The 19537-nt window shown below is 33.9% G+C and carries 19 protein-coding genes; 18 read left to right on the top strand and 1 reads right to left on the bottom strand.

The genetic code is table 11. The features are described from left to right. Positions 1-55: 55 nt before the first annotated feature. The 9 genes from BLP68_RS01445 to BLP68_RS21575 all read left to right on the top strand — a co-directional run bounded on the left by BLP68_RS01445 (position 56) and on the right by BLP68_RS21575 (position 10553). Positions 56-1486 (top strand): phosphoglucomutase/phosphomannomutase family protein, encoded by a 1431-nt coding sequence (locus tag BLP68_RS01445; RefSeq protein ID WP_176758819.1) that lies wholly within the window; start codon positions 56-58, stop codon positions 1484-1486. A 12-nt stretch (positions 1487-1498) separates the two neighbouring features. After that, positions 1499-2590: an ABC transporter ATP-binding protein gene (locus BLP68_RS01440; protein ID WP_091539143.1), complete on the top strand. Its 1092-nt coding sequence runs from the start codon at positions 1499-1501 to the stop codon at positions 2588-2590. After that, entirely contained in the window at positions 2583-4295 is a 1713-nt protein-coding gene (locus BLP68_RS01435) for an ABC transporter permease (RefSeq protein ID WP_330389011.1), read from the top strand. Before BLP68_RS01440 ends, BLP68_RS01435 begins: the two co-directional genes overlap by 8 nt. An 82-nt stretch (positions 4296-4377) precedes the next feature. Continuing rightward, a complete protein-coding gene (locus BLP68_RS01430; RefSeq protein ID WP_176758818.1) occupies positions 4378-6102 on the top strand; it encodes a cache domain-containing sensor histidine kinase in 1725 nt (574 codons plus the stop codon). Positions 6103-6116: 14 nt separating this feature from the next. Then, entirely contained in the window at positions 6117-6926 is an 810-nt protein-coding gene (locus BLP68_RS01425) for a response regulator transcription factor (RefSeq protein ID WP_091539137.1), read from the top strand. An 8-nt stretch (positions 6927-6934) separates the two neighbouring features. Next, entirely contained in the window at positions 6935-8599 is a 1665-nt protein-coding gene (locus tag BLP68_RS01420; RefSeq protein WP_091539135.1) for a methyl-accepting chemotaxis protein, read from the top strand. Positions 8600-8616: 17 nt separating this feature from the next. Further along, a complete protein-coding gene (locus tag BLP68_RS01415) occupies positions 8617-9216 on the top strand; it encodes an HAD family hydrolase (RefSeq protein ID WP_091539133.1) in 600 nt (199 codons plus the stop codon). 79 nt (positions 9217-9295) lie between these two features. Further along, positions 9296-10060, top strand: a complete 765-nt coding sequence (gene nagB, locus BLP68_RS01410; RefSeq protein ID WP_091539130.1) for a glucosamine-6-phosphate deaminase — start codon at positions 9296-9298, stop codon at positions 10058-10060. Positions 10061-10094: 34 nt separating this feature from the next. After that, complete coding sequence (locus BLP68_RS21575; protein ID WP_176758817.1) at positions 10095-10553, top strand: hypothetical protein; 459 nt, start codon at positions 10095-10097, stop codon at positions 10551-10553. 56 nt (positions 10554-10609) lie between these two features. Here the strand turns inward: BLP68_RS21575 and BLP68_RS01400 are convergent, their stop codons facing one another. Further along, positions 10610-11494, bottom strand: a complete 885-nt coding sequence (locus tag BLP68_RS01400) for a DUF4846 domain-containing protein (RefSeq protein ID WP_091539128.1) — start codon at positions 11492-11494, stop codon at positions 10610-10612. 360 nt (positions 11495-11854) lie between these two features. Here BLP68_RS01400 and BLP68_RS01395 point away from each other — a divergent pair, with 360 nt between their 5' ends. The 9 genes from BLP68_RS01395 (at position 11855) to BLP68_RS01355 (ending at position 19527) form a co-directional block, all read left to right on the top strand. Then, positions 11855-12040 (top strand): DUF951 domain-containing protein, encoded by a 186-nt coding sequence (locus tag BLP68_RS01395; protein ID WP_176758816.1) that lies wholly within the window; start codon positions 11855-11857, stop codon positions 12038-12040. A 90-nt stretch (positions 12041-12130) separates the two neighbouring features. Next, positions 12131-13318 (top strand): aminotransferase-like domain-containing protein, encoded by a 1188-nt coding sequence (locus BLP68_RS01390; RefSeq protein ID WP_091539127.1) that lies wholly within the window; start codon positions 12131-12133, stop codon positions 13316-13318. 355 nt (positions 13319-13673) lie between these two features. Continuing rightward, on the top strand, positions 13674-13958 hold the full coding sequence (rpsF, locus tag BLP68_RS01385; protein WP_091539124.1) for a 30S ribosomal protein S6: 285 nt from the start codon (positions 13674-13676) through the stop codon (positions 13956-13958). A gap of 20 nt (positions 13959-13978) precedes the next feature. Then, positions 13979-14389, top strand: a complete 411-nt coding sequence (locus tag BLP68_RS01380) for a single-stranded DNA-binding protein (protein WP_091539121.1) — start codon at positions 13979-13981, stop codon at positions 14387-14389. Between the two features lie 17 nt (positions 14390-14406). Continuing rightward, positions 14407-14637 carry a 30S ribosomal protein S18 gene (gene rpsR / locus BLP68_RS01375; RefSeq protein WP_091539120.1) on the top strand — a complete coding sequence of 77 codons (231 nt, stop codon included), beginning with the start codon at positions 14407-14409 and terminating at the stop codon, positions 14635-14637. Positions 14638-14843: 206 nt separating this feature from the next. Further along, positions 14844-15377 (top strand): hypothetical protein, encoded by a 534-nt coding sequence (locus BLP68_RS01370; protein WP_091539117.1) that lies wholly within the window; start codon positions 14844-14846, stop codon positions 15375-15377. A 199-nt stretch (positions 15378-15576) separates the two neighbouring features. Then, positions 15577-16647 carry a YibE/F family protein gene (locus BLP68_RS01365; protein WP_091539116.1) on the top strand — a complete coding sequence of 357 codons (1071 nt, stop codon included), beginning with the start codon at positions 15577-15579 and terminating at the stop codon, positions 16645-16647. Between the two features lie 83 nt (positions 16648-16730). Further along, entirely contained in the window at positions 16731-18206 is a 1476-nt protein-coding gene (locus BLP68_RS01360; RefSeq protein ID WP_091539113.1) for a TldD/PmbA family protein, read from the top strand. Between the two features lies 1 nt (position 18207). Beyond that, the gene (locus tag BLP68_RS01355; protein ID WP_091539111.1) at positions 18208-19527 is read left to right on the top strand and encodes a metallopeptidase TldD-related protein; all 1320 of its coding nucleotides are present in this window, start codon (positions 18208-18210) and stop codon (positions 19525-19527) included. The last annotated feature ends 10 nt before the right edge of the window (positions 19528-19537 follow it).

Here is a 19537-nt window from a genome sequence, read left to right as displayed (position 1 = left end):
AGGGACATGAGTTATAATAATGTCCCTTCTTCTTAAAGTAGAAAGGGGAAGGATTATGATTAAGTTTGGGACTGGTGGCTGGAGAGGAATCATTGCTGAAGAATTTACATTTGAAAATGTTCGGTTGTTTGCTCAAGCAGTGGCGGAAGATATTCTAGAAAAAGACGAGGAATCATTAGGAATAGTTATTGGATATGATAATCGATTCATGTCAGAAAACTTTGCACAAAGTGCTGGATGTGTTTTTGCAGCAAATGGGATAACTGTATACATGCTACACAAGCCAGTACCAACACCATTGGTTACATTTACTACTAGAGAGCTGAATACCAGCTGTGGACTTACCTTTACTGCTAGTCATAATCCTGCCATATATAATGGAGTAAAGTACACCTGTAAAGGAGGCCTTCCAGCTACAGTAGAATTTACTAGCCATTTAGAGGATAAGATTAATGGTTTATCAGTAGAACAGGTAAAATCTATTTCATGGGAGCAGGCTATAAAACAGAATAATATTAAAATCATAAATATGCAACATGAGTATATTTCAGATATTGAGTCTTGTTTAGATTTAAACTTAATAAAAGAAAAAAGAATGAATGTCTTATATGATCCTATGTATGGCACCGGCGTAACATGTATGGAAATGTTGTTGGTGGATAGTAGGTGCAATTTGAAAACAATACATAGTCAAAGGGATCCCTTATTTGGAGGGCGAGTTCCAGCTCCCAATAGAGAGTCTTTATGGAGATTGAGGCACATGATGAAGGAAGGAAAATATGATGTTGCCTTTGCCACAGATGGAGATGCAGATCGACTAGCGGTAATCGATGATAGAGGAGATTTTTTGCACCCTAATGAAATCATAGGACTATTATATTATTACTTTTTAGAAGTAAAAGGGTATATGGGCGGTGTTGCTCGAAATGTTTGTACTACCCATTTGTTAGATTCTATAGCAAAGGAGTATGGATATAGAGTTTATGAAACTCCTGTAGGCTTTAAATATATAGGAGAGCAATTGTTGACGACAGATGCCATTATTGGAGGCGAAAGTAGTGGAGGAATTGCTATAAGGAATCACCTGCTTGAGAAGGATGGGATTTTGGCTGCAGGGCTAATGCTAGAAATGATTGCTATAAAAAAGAAGAAACTTAGTGAGATTATAAGGGAAATGAAAGAAAGGTTTGGTTATTTTTATTTTTCAGAAAAAAATTATCGATTCTTACCAAAGGAAAAAAATAAAATTCTAGAATATGTAAATTGTTTAGTACCTAATGAAATTACAGGTCGAGAGGTAGTAAATGTAAATAAATTAGACGGTGTTAAGTATTGCCTACAGGATAATAGCTGGATTAGTATAAGATTTTCTGGGACAGAGCCATATCTTCGTGTGATGGCTGAAAGCTCAACAGAAATACAAACAGCTCAAATGATTCAGTGGTTAGAGCAGCAAATAAAGAAGGTCACAATATTATTTGAATAAGGAGAGAGGGCAATGAGTCATAGTATGATTATTCAAAATGTGGTAAAGAAATTTGGTGATTATAGGGCAGTTAATCAAGCCAATTTTACAGTAGAAAAAGGAGAATTTTTTACTTTATTAGGGCCTTCCGGATGCGGAAAGACCACATTACTTAGAATGATAGCAGGATTCAACTCCATTGAAGAGGGAGAAATTATTTTTAATGATAAGGTTATAAATGATATTCCTGCTCATAAGAGAGACATAGGAATGGTATTTCAAAACTACGCTATATTTCCCCATTTATCTGTGTATAAGAATGTTGCCTATGGATTAAAGGCAAGGAATGTAGCAGCAAAGGAAATGAAAGAGCGAGTAGAAGAAGCCCTTCGAATGGTTCAAATGGAGGAGTATAAAGATAGACAGCCCTCTCACCTTAGTGGTGGGCAGCAGCAGCGAATAGCACTGGCAAGGGCGGTGGTGATACATCCCAAAATTTTATTAATGGACGAACCTTTAAGTAATTTAGATGCTAAGCTACGTGTTCAAATGCGTATAACAATTCGCAAACTGCAAAAGCAATTAGGAATTACTACTGTGTATGTAACCCATGACCAAGAAGAAGCATTGGCTATTTCAGATAGAATTGCCATCATGAAGGAAGGGGTTATTCAACAAATAGGAGAATCTGAAAAAATTTACAAACGACCTGCCAATGGATTTGTAGCTAATTTTATTGGTACTTCTAACTTTCTAGAAGGAAAGGTTACAAAAATTAATGAGGAAGGGCTAGCTGATATATTAGTACTAAATAAAAGTACAATAAAAGTGAAGCTTAAAAAGCAGTATGAAGATAAAGTGGTGATTTCTATACGGCCAGAAGAATTTGTAATTTCTGAACCTGTAGAGGGGCAATTAAGGGGAGAAGTAACCTTAAGTACATTTTTAGGTGACTTCATTAACTATGAAATTAAATTAGAAAATGGTCAGGTAATTGAAGTTAATGAATACACAAAGGATGTTAATTTCAGCAGAAAAATTGGTGATAAAGTAAGTATTACCACTAAGGCAGATAAAATTAATATTTTCGATCATACAGGAGAGGAGTCTTTGGTAAATGAGTGAACTTCAACCTAGATTAAAAAATCCTTTCTCAAAGGGCCCTGTATCTAATAAAAAATTTAACATTAGAAAACACTTCAATTTTTGGAATATGGTGATCCTTTTAAGCTTTGCTGGGTTGTTACTGGCTCTGGTATATCCTTTTTCTTCTTTGATTTTCAGAAGCTTTCTAGAAAGGGGAACTAATAATTTCACCCTTTCCAATTATAAAGATTTTGTGAGACTTCCTTACTATTTCTCCACCCTTAAAAATAGCTTTTCTGTATGCATAGCAGCTACTATTTTTGCTACAATCATTGGACTACCAATGGCATATATTTCAACACGATATAATATATGGGGTAAAAAACTTATTAATATTATGGTAATTCTTTCATTAATGTCACCACCCTTTATTGGAGCATATTCATGGATTTTGCTACTAGGTAGAAATGGATTCATAACAAAAATATTTGCAAACTTTGGGATCCATCTTCCAACTATCTATGGTTGGACAGGAATAGTATTGGTTTTTACATTGAAATTTTTCCCATACATTTATTTATATGTATCTGGCGCACTTAAAAGCACAGATGCCTCCTTAGAAGAAGCTGCTGAGAATCTTGGTACATCTGGAATAAAAAAGCTAATGACGGTAACATTTCCACTGATTTTACCCACAATTTCTGCCGGAGCATTAATGGTATTCATGACTTCCTTAGCTGATTTTGGAACACCTATGCTAATTGGTGAAGGATATAAAGTGTTACCGGTATTGGTGTATGAGGAATTTATGAGTGAAATTGGGGGCAATGCAGCAATGGCCAGTGCCCTTAGTGTAGTTATCATATTATGCTCTTTGTCTGTACTAATGATTCAAAAATTAATTATTGCTAAAAAAAGCTACACAATGAGTGCTCTTCGTCCTCCACAAGTAAAAGAACTATCTTTAGGTAAACGAATTGCAGCAACTGTATTTTGCTTCGGTATAGCTACAATTGCAATGGCGCAGCAAGTAGTGGTTATAATTACATCCTTTATAAAGACAAGCGGACCAATTTTTGTTAAGGGATTTAGCTTAGATAGTTATCGCTTGGTGATGCATAGACTCTCACGAAATATTACTAATACTTTTTTATTTTCTACAATAGCAATTGTGATAATGATTGTTATAGGATTATTGATTTCTTATGTCATAGTACGAAAAAAATCAAAGGCAACAGAGCTGTTAGATCTTCTAATTATGTTTCCATATGTAATTCCCGGAGCAGTATTAGGAATTACACTGTTAGTTGCCTTCAATAAAAAGCCATTTATGCTAAGTGGAACAGCAGGGATATTAATTTTGGCATATGTTATCAGAAAACTTCCCTATACCATTCGCTCTAGTACAGCTATTTTGTATCAAATCGATCCAAGCATTGAAGAGGCCTCAATTAATCTTGGGGTACCACCTATGAAAACCTTCTTTAAAATCACAGCTGTTTTAATGGCCCCAGGTGTCTTTTCGGGAGCAATATTAAGCTGGATTACCACTATTAATGAACTAAGCTCCAGTATTATCTTATATACAGGCAAAACCTCCACTATTTCAGTAGCCATCTATACAGAGGTAATAAGAGCTAGCTTTGGTACAGCAGCAGCATTGGCTTCTATTTTAACAGTTACTACGGTGATTTCCATCTTGATTTTTAATAAGCTATCCGGTGGACAAGGGATTTCTATGTAGTCCTGTAATAGGATTGTTTTGTAGATATCCATAAGTTATAATGGTAGCGAAGTCTATCATTAACATAAATGAGGTAAAACACATGAAGATGTTTACGGGTGCTTATTTTTATAAACTATTGATATTCTTTATTATTGTTGGTTTCATACCTTTATTTATAATTGGAACCTTTCTCTACGGATTTTCCAGTAGAGAGTTAAGGAATATGATTTATGAACAAACAAATAGCTATGTGATGCAGGTTCATGATAATATTGATGAGCTATTAAAAGATAATGAGCGCAGTATAGAAGCATTATATGAGGATGAACAAATAAGACAAGTTCTATTAGGTAAGCTTTCAAAGGAAGAGGCCTACCACGATATATATGAGAAAATATACTTCTTAATGGCAGCAAAGAAAAACAAGTCACCAGTGTATATATTAAACACGGAGGGAGACCTGATTTTTGCAACCCATTCACTTGTTGAAGCTTATAATTTAAAGATATATAGCAACTGGGGAATTTTCCGTAAAGCAGTAGAGGCAGAAGGGGAAACGGTATTTTATGGACATAACTATTTAGATTCTGATCAAAATAGCATAGTACTAAGTATGGGAAAAGCTATTTTTCATGAAGGGGTCAACATAGGTTATATCATTATTGATATTTCAAGAAATGCTATATTAGATACACTAAACACTTCACAAAATGCTGCTCCCTTCAATACAATATTGGTAGATGAGCACTTTTATGTAATGGTAAATCAAAAAAACCCCTTTGAAGAAGGAAACTTTTTAAATCAAACATATCAAGATTATATTACAGATGCTTCAAAAAATGCATATTGGACCACAATTGATGAAAACCCATACTTACTTCTCAGAGATACTTCAACTAAATTCAATATCAGTACAATTACTCTCGTTCCATTGGACATTATTATGAAAAATGATCAATTTATTAAATCCATTATTCTTTGGGGCTGTGTAATTAGTTTAATAGTCTGTATAGTTGTAGCGTTATTTTTAGCAAGAAACATTGCTAATCCCATTAATGTACTGGTTAAGGCCATGAGAGACGTGGAAAAAGGAGACCTGACTGTAGAGGTAGATTTTCAACGAAGTGATGAAATCGGGGTCTTGGGAATTAGCTTCAACAGAATGGTAAAACGGTTAAGAAAACTAATGAGCAATATAATCGAAAAGCAGCAACGCATTCGGGTATCAGAAGTAAAATTGCTACAAGCACAAATCAACCCACACTTTTTATATAATTCTTTAGATTGTATTAAGTGGATGGCTAAGTTAAATCAAGTAGAAGAGGTAAGTACCATAACAACCCATTTAGGTAAACTGCTGAGAAACAGTATTAATATTGGAGATGAATTTACTACAGTAGAAGAGTGCATTAACTTGATAAAAAGTTATCTGTACATTCAACAGATACGTGTAGGAGACAAGCTGACGACAGAAATGGAAATAGACAATAAAATTTTAAAGGAAAAAATTCCCAAGTTGATATTACAGCCTATTGTAGAAAATGCCATTATACATGGGTTAGAGCAAAAAGAAGAGGATGGATTAGTTAGAATTTTAGGGTATGAAGAAGACCAGCATATTATCCTACAGGTTATTGATAACGGAAAAGGAATGGAAAAAGAAGATATAAAAAGAATTAACCAGCCTTCACTGAGTGAAGAGCATATAGGACTTTATAATGTAAACAAGCGGTTAAAGCTGTATTATGGAAGTCGAAATGGAATTCAAATAGAAAGCAATCTAAATGAGGGAACCATTGTAACCATCAGAATACCTCAAAAGTAAAGGGTGAAGAGGATATGGTAAAAGTAATAATTGTAGAGGATGAACAATTAATACGAAAAGGAATGGTTTTAACAATACCATGGGAACAATTTGATTGCGAGGTAGTTGGTGAGTGCGCTAATGGGTTGATTGGCAAAGAGATGATTGAAAGACTAAAGCCAGATATTGTTATTACAGATGTAAAAATGCCTAAAATGGATGGAATAGTAATGATTCAGGAAGTTGTTGATAAAGTTGATGCTGAGTACATTATAATCTCGGGCTACAGCGATTTTCAATACGCACAGCAAGCTGTACGGTTGGGAGTAAAGGATTACCTGTTAAAGCCAGTGGAGGACAAAGAACTTTTTTATACCCTCAATAGAATAGTTGAGAATATAAAAGACAGAAAAGAACAGCAAAGGCTAAAGAATAGCACAAGCTATTTACAGCAATGTCAAATTCAATTTTTTAACGAATACTTGGTAGTATCAGGTAATCGGGGAAAAGAAAAATATGTGATTGATACAGTAAATTACATTAAAGAACATTACAAGGAAGATATCACTATAAAAATAGCATCAGAAGTGTTGTATATTAGTGAAAGCTATTTAAGTAGACTGTTTAAAAAAGAAACAGGGTATACATTTGTTGAGTATTTAACAAATTATCGAATGAAAAAAGCTATTAAGTTATTAGTCAAAGAAGATATGAAAATATTTGAAGTGGCAGATGCTGTGGGATACAGCGATTCCAGATATTTTAGTGCCTTGTTTAAAAAGTGTGTAGGGATAACCCCCACTGAAGTTAAAGAAGGCCAATACGAAGAATTTAAAAGTAGGTGAAAATAAAGGTGAAAATTCAAACTAAATTTTTCTCGATTGTTATTTTTTTATCAATAATGCAGCTACTTGTTCTTTCCATTAACATTTCCAGGTATAAAGCAGTTGAAAACGACTCTATGTTTATTAATTATACAAGTAATCTAATCTCTGGTCAGTATAAAATGGCCCAGTCATCTTCAGACATACATGTAGAATTTTTTATGAACCAACGCATGCAGAGGGCTATTGATAGACTGGAAGAAGATGTAAACACATTTGATAAAACTATTAATGGTTTAATTTATGGAGATGAAGAATTGGGATTGGAGCCATTAAATAATGACGAATTTATAGACTCCTTTACTCAGCTAAAAGACCAATGGGATCAAGAACTAAAACCCAACTATCAATTATTGATCCAGCAACAAGACAGTCAAGGATATGAAAATATTTCATTGCTTATAGATGGATATATTGATGAATTACATACTACAATTGCACAATACTCCCAATTTTCTCAACAGAAGATAGTGATGGCGAAAATGCTTAGTATAGTATTGATGGTTATCTCTATATTAATAGGCGTTATTGCTTTATTCTTGGTTGATAAAAGCTTCATGCATCCTATTCGTTTATTAACTAAAGAGTTAAGAGATGTTTCCAATGGTGATGGAGATCTAACAAAGACAGTGCAGTATACAAGCAACGATGAAATGGGTGTCCTGACAAAATACTTTAATCAATTCATACATAATATTAGAGATATTGTAGAAGCGGTGGTGCGTTCTTCAACGGTATTACAGCAGTCAATGGGAAGTATTTCAGTAATGGGAGAGCAGTTAAGTACATCAACCGAAACAATTGCAGTAAGTGTACAGGAAGTATCTATAAGAAGTTCAGAACAGGCAGATATGATGAAGAAGTTTAGGGATTTATTAAAACAGCTGGATCAGGATATACAACAGGTGCTAGAAAATGCAGCTTATCTTTTTGAACAATCCAATAGTACTAAGTCAAACAGTGAAGACATTCAAATAATTGTACAGGAACAAGGAAAGCAGCTAACAGGCCTGACACATGAAATAAAAGATGTTTCACTTACGGTACATCAACTGGAAGACTATTCAAGAGATATAAAAAAGATAGTTGCTTTAATAGAAAGTGTGTCAAATCAAACAAATCTTTTAGCATTGAATGCTGCAATAGAAGCTGCTAGGGCAGGAGAAGCAGGAACAGGCTTTGCTGTAGTAGCAGAAGAGATAAGAAAGCTGTCTGAGGAAACAGCCCAGTCCACGGTGAAAATTGTAAGTATAATTGAGAGCATTACAGGACAGGTGATTAGTGTAAAAGAGAACACAGATTATATAGTTAAAAGGATAGAAGTACAGCAGAATGATATGAAACAGGTTGAAGATAGACTCAATAGTATGGTGGATGCAACCAATAGAAATGTTGAACAGATGAAATATATTAAATCAATTCATCAACAGATGGAGGCTTGCTTTGAGAAAATTGAGGTATTCAACGAAAGAATGTTTGACACAGTTGAGGCCAACTCACAAAATGCACAGGAAGTATCTGCATCTGTTCAGGAACAAACTGCTGTATTCCAAGAAATGCTCTCTTATATTGCAAATGTACAAAAAACTGAAGAAGAACTTGCCAGTGTAGTTGGACAATTTAAAATAAAGTAATAAATGGGGGTTAAATTATGATTAATACAATTATATTTGATATCGGCAGAGTTTTATTAGAATTTGAACCAAAAAAATACCTAGAAGCTAAGTTTTCAGAAGAGGTTGTAGATGAACTTTTTGAACATGTATTTTCCAGAGATGAATGGCTAGAGCTAGACAAGGGTACCATCGATGAAGAAATGGCCTTAGAAATAATCGCAAAAAGAATACCCCATCGTCGTGGAGAAATTAGTGAGCTTTTAGAAGGATGGCATGAGCTGCTGATTCCTATAGCTGGGACAGTGGAAATACTACATAGATTAAAAGAAAAAAAATATAAGATATACCTGCTATCTAATTTCCATTTTAAAGCTTTTGAGAAGGTCAGTAATCAATTTGATTTTTTTCAAATTGCAGATGGTAAAATTATTTCCTCCCATGTGAAATATCTAAAGCCTCAAAAAGAAATATACGAAGCATTGATGGTAAAGTATAATTTACAACCATCTGAATGTTTGTTTATAGATGATACCAAAGAAAATCTAGAAGGTGCCAAGAAGATTGGGATAAATACTATACATTTTATATCAGCAACACAATTAGAAGAGGATTTACTGGAAGTAGGAATCCTTTAACTATCTATCATTACGCTGGCTTCATAATTTGAGTATAAAACACCGATATAGCTTATGGTTATTAGATGGGAGGTATAGCATGAGAATAATTATTGTAAATGATTATGCAGAAATGAGTCAAAGAGCGGCTAGAATTGTGGCCAGTCATGTAATTCTAAAACCCAACAGTTCAATAGGCTTGGCAACGGGGAGTACACCATTAGGAATGTATAATGCTTTAATAGACTTGTATAACCAGGAATACATTGATTTTAGCAAAGTTACTACTTTTAATTTAGATGAATACTATGGACTAGGGTCCGCTAATCCTCAAAGCTATCATTATTATATGTATAATAATTTCTTTAAACATATAAATATAGGTATGGCCAACGTAAATATACCCTATGGTATGTGTAAAAGCATTGAGGATGAATGTAATAGGTATGAAGAAAAAATTGAGGAGGTAGGAGGAATTGACCTTCAGGTGTTGGGTATTGGTCGCAATGGCCATATTGGGTTCAATGAGCCTGACATAAAATTTGAAGCAAAAACCCATATGGTTAATTTAGATGAAGACACCATTAATGCTAATTCCAGGTTTTTCAAATCTATTGAAGAGGTACCAAGAAAGGCCATAAGCATGGGTATTAAGACCATAATGAGGGCAAGGAAAATACTATTATTAGCAGTGGGAAAAGATAAAGCGAAGGTAATTTATCAAATGCTATACGGTAAAATTACACCTGAGTTGCCGGCATCTATTTTGCAGCTTCACCCAGATGTTACAATGATATTTGATAAAGAAGCAGCATCACTACTGGAGTCAATGAAAAATATTGAAGCCAAAGAATTTTCCATCTAAGCCAGCTTGGATTTTATAAAAAGGTGGGATTTATATGATAAAAATTAAACCACATCATTTTATGGATATAATCAAATTATATGGGAAAGGAATAGAAATGTTTATTCCAGATGATAAATATAATCACAATTTCTATTATGTTGCAAATGAAATAATTAAGAATCATCATATACATATAAAAATAACCCTAGAGCAAGATGATATTTGTCTCCCATGTAAGTACCTTGGCAAGGAAGGAAGATGTATAGATACGATAGATCATATAAATGATGTCAGCTTTAAAAATGAGTGGAATCAAATAATAGACAATAGAATTATTGAGAATTCTAATGTTTTAGCTAATAGTATACACTCTGCCCATGAGTATTGTAAAATACTATATTCAGTAAAAGAAAATATTTTTGATGTTTGGAAAGAAGAAACAAATTCTGATAAATATGATAGATATAATTATTTTTGTTTAGGTGCAGAAAAATACTTAGGTATATTATAATAGTGCCCCCTCAAAAAAGGCACTCCTTTTCCATTAGGGTGCCTTTTTTATATACACTAGAACCTTTTCAAATCTCTTCTGCTAAAGGTCCACTCAGGCGTATATAAAGTTTCCCCGAAATTTAAGCTATACCAAGGGCTAAGCTCTTTATCCATAGGATTTATTAAAATCTGGGTATCTTGAGCAGGCATATAGCTTTGAGCTAATAAAAATAGCTTTTCTCCAGTTTCTATATTCTCTGCCATATCAACGACTATAACAGCATGACCAGGACTTCCACCCTGTATGAAAACATCTCCTATTTCCATTTCCTCAACCGCTACAGGGTGAAGCTCTTGAGACAAAGAAATTGTGCCAGCGTAGGCAAAAACAATATCTAAATATTTTCTAAAATCATCATAGGTATTAGAGGCTTCTGCCCTCTTTACCCAGCTAACTTCATTTCCCACAACTGAAATCCTATATCCATCCATCCATTTTGTATAATCAACCCTAAACCCATTGGTAAAGTTAAAATGAATTTTATCATATTCCCCCTTTCCATAAAAATATTCAGCCCTAAGCCGTATAATTGCGTCGGCACATTGCTGTAAATCCCTATTGCCAAGGTCCATATCAACAACTGCATCATATACATTGGGTTTGTTTTTTTCCCTGCCATCATAATAAAGCACCCTTGAGTCATGGGCTTTTAATGGTAGGTTTCTTAAGTATGCTCCAAAGGAATCCTCTGTTATTTCTATTCTAGTAAAACCTTCAGGGACATTAAACCGATCTTCAATAATTTTACCCTCAATATTTATTAATTCCTGTTTACTATCACCTACTTCACTGATGGGAGCCACATCTAAAGGTTTATCAGTCTGGTGGTCATCAGCTGATCTAAACTGACATGAAACTACAAGCATCAACAAAGATAATACTATAATAATTTTCTTCATAAGGCACCTCCTGGTAATATACAACAATTGTCATATGATAATATATTTTTCATTTAATAGGAAAGTCCTACTTTCCTATTAAAGATTTTAACCCGCATCAAATGCTTTTGTTCTGTCACTATGCATACTTCTATATTTACTATATTATAAACACATAGGAAGTAAAAATTACAAGTTAACTTTTAATTACAAATTTAGAATAATAAAAGGTAAAGAAGCAAAATGACATTAATCTTGGGTTTTTGATTTGTCAAATAAGGTTTATTATTTATAAATAAAAGAAAGGTACTGTAATTTTATTATAAAATAGTTTAAAATAAACAATAATAACACAATTAATATGGAGGGTGGTAGAGGTAAATGCCAATGAAGCTAGAGGTTGGAGATATGGTGGAATTAAAGAAGCAGCACCCCTGTGGAAACCATACCTTTGAAATACTAAGAACAGGTGCGGATTTTAGGATAAAATGTATTAAATGCGAGAGACAGGTTTGGATTGATAGGGCAACCCTTGAAAAGAGAATTAAAAAGGTAATAGAGAAGTAACTAATTACTCATTGTTCATTTTATTGCTTATTATTATTTTATGATATATATTTATGGATTCCGTCGAAAAAAAGTTAAAGGGGTGTCTTTATGAAAATTAAATATGCAAAGAGAATGGATAATTTAAAGGCTTCAGAGATAAGGGAAATCCTAAAGCTTACCGAAAGACCAGAAGTTATTTCTTTTGCAGGGGGTCTACCGGCTCCAGAGCTATTCCCTATTAAAGAAATGAAAAAAGTTTCGGAACTTGTATTAGAGGAAGCAGGCAAGCAAGCTCTTCAATATAGTACTACAGAGGGATTTCCACCACTTAGAGAAAAGATCGCAGAAAGATTAATGGACACAGGCATAAGGGGTAACGGCGATAACCTTCTGATAACTAGTGGGTCACAGCAGGGGCTAGATTTTTCAGCAAAAATATTCTTGAATGAAGATGATATAGTTGTTTGCGAAAGCCCAAGCTATATTGGGGCGATTAATGCATTTAAAGCATATTTACCACAATTTATTGAAATTACAACCGATGATGATGGAATGATTATGGAAGAATTAGAAGAGGTTCTTTCAACAAAAGAAAATGTAAAAATGATATATGTCATTCCTGATTTCCAAAATCCATCCGGCAGAACCTGGTCTGTTGAAAGAAGAAAAAAGCTTGTTGAGCTTGCTAACAAATTTGATTTGCCAATCATAGAAGACAATCCATATGGAGAGCTAAGGTTTGAAGGCGCAAGACCACCAAGCGTTAAGTCCTTTGATAAAGAAGGCAGAGTCATTTACTTAGGAACCTTCTCAAAAACCTTTTGTCCAGGATTAAGAATAGGTTGGGTATATGCAGAGGCTGAACTGCTTCAAAAATATATTCTTGTTAAGCAGGCAGCAGACCTCCACTCAAACTCAATGTCTCAGCGGGAGCTAGATAAATTTTTAGAATTATATGACCTGGATGCACATATTGAAAAGATAAAAAAGGTTTATAGAAAAAGAAGAGATATCATGTTGAAGACAATGGAGGAGACTTTTCCCAAAAGTCTTAAATATACTTATCCAGAGGGTGGTTTATTTACCTGGGTTGAACTACCAATCCACCTAAATGCAAGAGATATACTGTTAAAGGCATTAGAAGTAAATGTAGCATTTGTTCCTGGAGGATCATTCTTTCCTAACGGAGGTCGTGAAAACACCTTAAGACTAAATTACTCCAACATGCCAGAGGACAAAATAAAAGAAGGAATAGAGAGACTAGGAAAAGTGCTAGAGAAGGCAATGGAAGAATAAAGAAAAAAAAGAGAGTGGCAACTGCCACTCTCTTTTGTAAGGGGGAGATTGGGATGAATAAATGTTGTATTGTGGGGGTTATATAATTATAATTTTGCCAACAAGTAAATTTTTTATACAAATAAATAATAGAAATTTTTTATAATATGCTCTCATTATAGTAATTGGTTTAGGGTTATCGTTAAGGAAGATGGGAAAAACTATATTATAGCTAATTATTTACTTGGCTACATAGTTGTTTACAAATAAATAGTTTGCTTTTTTTAAACTGAAATGATATAATACCTAGATGTGAGAAATCATTTCTCTGTCCTGCGTGAAGCAGGGCCGCTCAAGTCCAGAGGGAGGTGAAATAATGAATAAATATGAATTAATGTACATTTTAAAGCCAAGTGCAGATGAAGAGAAAAGAAATCAGCTATTGGATAAGTTTAAAGGTATCATTGAAGCTGATGGACAAGTTGAAAATGTTGATGAGTGGGGTAACAGAAAGTTAGCTTATGAAATTAACAAGTTAAACGAAGGCTACTACTACCTAGTACACTTCAATTCTTCTGCAGACGTTCCTAAGGAACTAGACAGAAATATGAAAATCGCTGATGATGTAATTAGACATATGATAATTAGATTAGAAGCTTAATTAATAGGGGTGGTGTAACTATGAATAGTGTTGTATTGATAGGGAGATTAGCAAGAGACCCAGAGTTACGATTTACTGCCAGCGGAAAAGCTGTAGCCACCTTTAGTGTTGCAGTAAATAGACCTTTTTCAAAAAATAAGGAAGCCGATTTCTTCAATATTGTTGTATGGGGTAAAACTGCAGAAAACTGTGCAAACTATCTTGCAAAAGGTCGCCTTGTGGGGATTCAGGGGAGATTACAATCTCGTTCCTATGAGACACAAAATGGTGACAAGAGATACGTTACAGAAGTTGTTGCAGACCAGGTGGAGTTTTTAGAATGGGGAGGTCGTGAAGATCAACCTAAGAAGAAAAACGATGACTTTGGCTCTATGGATGTAGATCTAAACGATTTTGAAGCTATCGACGAAGATGAGGATATTCCATTCTAGTAGAAGGAGGGAAAAGAATGATCAACAAGAGAAAACGCAGAAGCAAGAAAAGAATTTGTACCTTCTGTGCTGACAAAAACGCTCGTATTGATTACAAAGAAGTTCAAAAGCTTAGAAAATATGTAACCGAGCGTGGTAAAATTCTTCCAAGAAGAATTTCTGGAAACTGTGCAATACATCAAAGAGACTTAACGCAAGCAATAAAGCGTTCAAGACATTTAGCTTTACTACCTTATACATTAGACTAGGTTTTAAAATATATAGAAATGTTAAAAATAAGAGAAGAATGTATTATACTTATAATATATTCTTCTCTTATTTTTTGCATATATTAAACTTTAGAAGTTGACAAGCTTTATTCTAATTTTATTAATCTTATGATTATAATCACATAGATTAAGATATACTTCATGTATAATAAAGAAAAAATGTAAGGTTATAGAGGAGCAGTATAATGAAAACATTCAAACTAAAAGATCTAACTTTTACAGCTCTGATAGTTGTATTGATGTTTGTACTGGGGTATATATTAGTACCTCTATTTGCTATTCTACCAATTCCTGCATATAGGGCAATTTTTGTTGCTCCAATTTACGGGGCAGGTATTACCTTAGCAATTAATCAAACTAAGCGGACAGGTACAGCTACTATTATTGGAATCCTAATAGGACTAATGATAGGTAGCTTTGCAATTATTATGTTTTTTGTTTCTGCTGTAGCAGGATTTGCTACAGATATAATCGGCTCAATGCTGGGAGGTTATAGAAAAGAGAAAAACATATTAATTGCAGGGAGTCTTTTCCCTGCGATACAGATACCACTAGTGTTTTATATTATGGCATACACAGTAGGTGGTGTGTTTGGAGAATTAATTAAACAGCCAATTATCATACTGATACCAACTATATTTGCTTATATAATAGCGTATATTTCATCTATAGCAGTTTTGAGGGTATGGAAGAAAAGAAAAATTAATAGTCAGCTATAATTATAATGCTTTGAAAAAGCCCGTTAGTGAGAAAATGCTTTTGGGTTATTTTTATTTAAAAAAGACTGTTGTTGTAACCGTTACTTTTTATAAAGAATCAGCCAAAAGCAATTATACAATTTCCTCATTAATGCTAATATGTTGTTATTTAATGTAATATATATCCTATATAGTAAAAAGTATAGGAGGACATAGATATATGCTTAAAAAAGTCTGCTTAATAATAGTGCTTCTCATATTTTGTGACTGGTTAACTGCAAATGCTATAGCAGTAAATAAAGAGTACACCAAGGTAAAGGCAGTAGTATTAGAAGAGGTAGTAATCCAGCAAAATGAAGCTTCAGTACAGTCTGTAAAGGTTAGAATATTAGAGGGTGAATTTAAAGATAGTGTTATTCAGTTTAATCATAGATTAATAGAAGGTTCGAAATATAACATACAGCTGGTTGAAAATATGAAAGTTTTTGTACAATTAACTACTGAAAACAATCAACTAATAAGCATAGCTTTTTTAGAAGTGGTTAGAGATGGCTATTTATTAATACTTTTGATTCTATTTTTTGCATTGTTGATTTTATTTGGAGGCTTTAAAGGCTTCCGTTCATTTATAGCTTTGATTATTACTGGACTATGCTTGGTAAAGATATTCATGCCAATGATTATACAGGGATACAATTTTATCCTTTCTACAGTGCTTGTATGTAGTATTATTGTTATTGCCAGCTTCATATTGATCAGTGGCTTCAGTAAAAAGAGTCTTTGCGCTATACTTGGAACAATAGGAGGTACAATTGTTTCGGGAATTCTTGCAGTCTTGTTTGGCAACCTTATTCAGCTTACAGGAATATCAGATGAAACAGTACAAATGCTTGTTACCCAAACAAATTTAAACATTGACTATAGGGGCTTACTTTATAGCGGTATAACAATAGGCGTTTTAGGAGCTGTAATGGATGTCAGTATGACCATTACCTCCGTGGTATTTGAAATAAAGAAAACAAATAAAAAGGTTAGAATATCAACTCTATTTTTTTCTGGACTTTCTGTTGGTAAAGACATTATGGCAACAATGACCAACACTCTAATATTAGCCTACGCTGGCACCTCCCTACCCCTATTGTTTTTATTTGCTGTAGGAGAAATGACATTGGTTGATATTGTTAATACACAATATATTGCTTCAGAGATTATTAGGTCTTTATGTGGAAGCATAGGACTACTATTAACTATTCCCATTACCTCTTTGATTGCAGCCACAAACAACAACTAACAATTGTCAAATAATTAACGATATATTGTGGCAGGATTTGTCCCCCACAACGAGAATAATAGAATTAAGAAAGAGGTGACTAAATGGAGTTCTTCGATGATATCGTAAAAAAAACGTTGCAATATGGAGAAAAATTAGGGGTTTATCTAGTTTTAAGAATACAGAAAACCAAGGCGAAATATATAGTTATAAATAATGGTGAAACAGAAGAAATGTCATATAATGAGGCAGGCGGAATAGGTATTCAAGTGTTTACAAAGGATGGAGGATGTGGATTTGCCTCTTCAGAGAAAATAGACCAAGAGAGCTGCTTGCAAATGGTTGAAATAGCAGCAAATATTGCATTTCAAATAGATAAAAGGGGAGGAAAAAAGAATAAGGAGATTTTTAAAATTTCTTCCATTAAGGATAAAGCATATGCCTCTGTAAAGTATCCATTTGATTATCTAAAAATCGAGGAAGAAGAAATTCAATTATTAAAATTTAATAAAGAAATAATTGATTCATATAATTGCATATCAATTGAAACCTTTTATAAATTCATAGAAGACCAATGGAGAATTATTCGTAGCGACGGCACAGATGTTTTCTATAATTTACCAAGGGTGGCAATATCAAATACCATTACGGCAAAGGCTGGAAACACTGCAACAACTAGATCTGCCATTAGTGGGAGTGATGCTTCTATACTTATAGATAAAGATAAAAGAGATTGTCTTGTTAAGCGAACTAAAAATGCTTGCAACCTAGCAATAGAGCTTTTAGAGGCACCTACAATTAAGGGAGGAAGCTACAAAATTATTTTAGATTATCCATTAGCAAAGGGACTAGCCCATGAAGCCTTTGGACACGCAGTTGAAAGTGACGGCTTAAAAACTTCTATACTGGGAGATTCTAAAGGAGGCTTTAATAAAGGTCAGGCTGTAGCAAGTTCAATTGTTTCCATCATAGACGAATCTGTTGATGGAGATTATGCATATCAACCATATAGTGCTAATGGTGTAAAGAGAAGGCCAGTTAATATTGTAGAGAAGGGAATATTACAGGAGGCACTATCAGATGTTTTTTCTGCTTCTGAGGCTGCCGTGCCAATAACAGGAGCAGGCAGGGTTGAAAGCTATAGACATATTCCCCTACCAAGAATGTCAAATATTCGAATAGAAGTTGAAGGCTTTGTACCAATGGAAAAGGAAATAGAGGACGTTACCCCAGAAGAGCTCTATAAAATTTTACTTGAGAATAATCTAGCAGAACCACATGAAGAAATTATATATTTAGTTGGTTACAAAGGGGGACAGGTTAAACCTAGTCAAGGTGAATTTGTCTTTAATTGCAGTGGAATATATTTATTAGGAGATAGCTGCAAATTGTATCAGCCGGCAATATTTAGTGGAAAGGTTCTTTCAGCCTTAAAGGCCATTATAGGAGCATTGGGTGAGTTGAAATTAGATGCACAGGGAACCTGTGGCAAGGCAGGACAAAGTGTACCCTCAAGCGGTGGCTCTCATTATTTTATAGTATTGGAAGCCAATAAAGACGTAATAATAGGGGGAGCGTAACATGGAAGAATATATTAAAGAATTGGAAGATAAGATTAAAGAATATATGTTAAGTAACAAGAAGGAACTTCAGATTAAAGGCTGGTACTTCGGGGCTAATAAAAACACCTCAATAAAGGTTGGAATGAAAAACAATGAATTAGGAGGAGTTTATAGCTGCCCAAAGGCAGAAGAGAGTATTAGAGGAAAAATCTATATTATATGGCAGGATAACAGGAGAAGTGTTGCTGTACTTCAAAGCAATACAGTAAAAAGTTTTCACAAGATGATAGATTTGTGGAGAAAAGCTTCCTTTGCTGAAGCCGAAGGATCAGACATATATATAGAACAGCAATACCCAAAGGTTAAGCTATTCGACATAGAAGTTAATAACATGGTATATAATAATCAAGAATATTTATTTGATTTATTAGAAGCTTATCATAAGGAGTTAGTGGGGAGCGAAATCAAAAATATAGATGCTTCTGTTAGTGCCAGCACGTTTCAGCAATATATTTATAATTCTAAAGGACTTGCTATATCCAATCTATCCACCTCCTTTTCAACTTACCTTTACGGTGACGAGATTTTCGGTAAATCTTTTATAAATAGAAGGAAGATTAGTAATGAAAAGAAAAACCAGATAATAAGTGAAACAGCTATGAGAATTCATCAATTGAAAAACAGAAAAAAGCTGAAGAGTGGAGAAATGGATGTCTTATTACTACCAGAGGTGACAGAAAGCTTTATCAGTCACTATTTAGTAAACAACCTATTTGGAAGTCACATTGTTAATAAACGATCTGCATTCTCCCAAGCCAACTTTGACAAGGCCGAAGAAGTTATTAGAGGGGACATAAATCTATGCATTAACACTACTTTGCCTTATAATCAAGGGTCTTACATATCAACCTTTGAAGGAGTACCAGGAGGAGAAGTGCTTTTATTAAGAAATGGAAAGCTGCAAACACCTATATTAGATTTAAAATATGCAAAAAAAATAAAAAGAAAGCCAACTCCAATTCCAGCAGGAAAAGGGAGTATTCACTTATATAGTACAGTAATGGAGAGCTATCAAGATACAATTAGTAAAATTGAAAATGGAATTATAGTATGTGATTTATTAGGTATGCATACACAGGATGCCACAAGTGGAAACTACTCCTTAACTGCGCCAAATTGTATTCAGGTTATAAATGGTCAACTAATGGGTGGTTGTAAAGCAATAATTTCGGGCAACTTTTTAAATGCCTTAAAGGAAGAGTATACAAAACTAGGGAAAATACCAATGGAGGATGTACCTTTTATTTTAATGAAGTCTAAAGTAACTGGAGAGAGCTAAGGGAGGGGTA

The organism is Alkaliphilus peptidifermentans DSM 18978 (assembly GCF_900101495.1).
GTDB classification, from domain to species: domain Bacteria; phylum Bacillota; class Clostridia; order Peptostreptococcales; family Natronincolaceae; genus Alkaliphilus_C; species Alkaliphilus_C peptidifermentans.
This window is presented reverse-complemented; position numbering and strand designations above follow the sequence as displayed.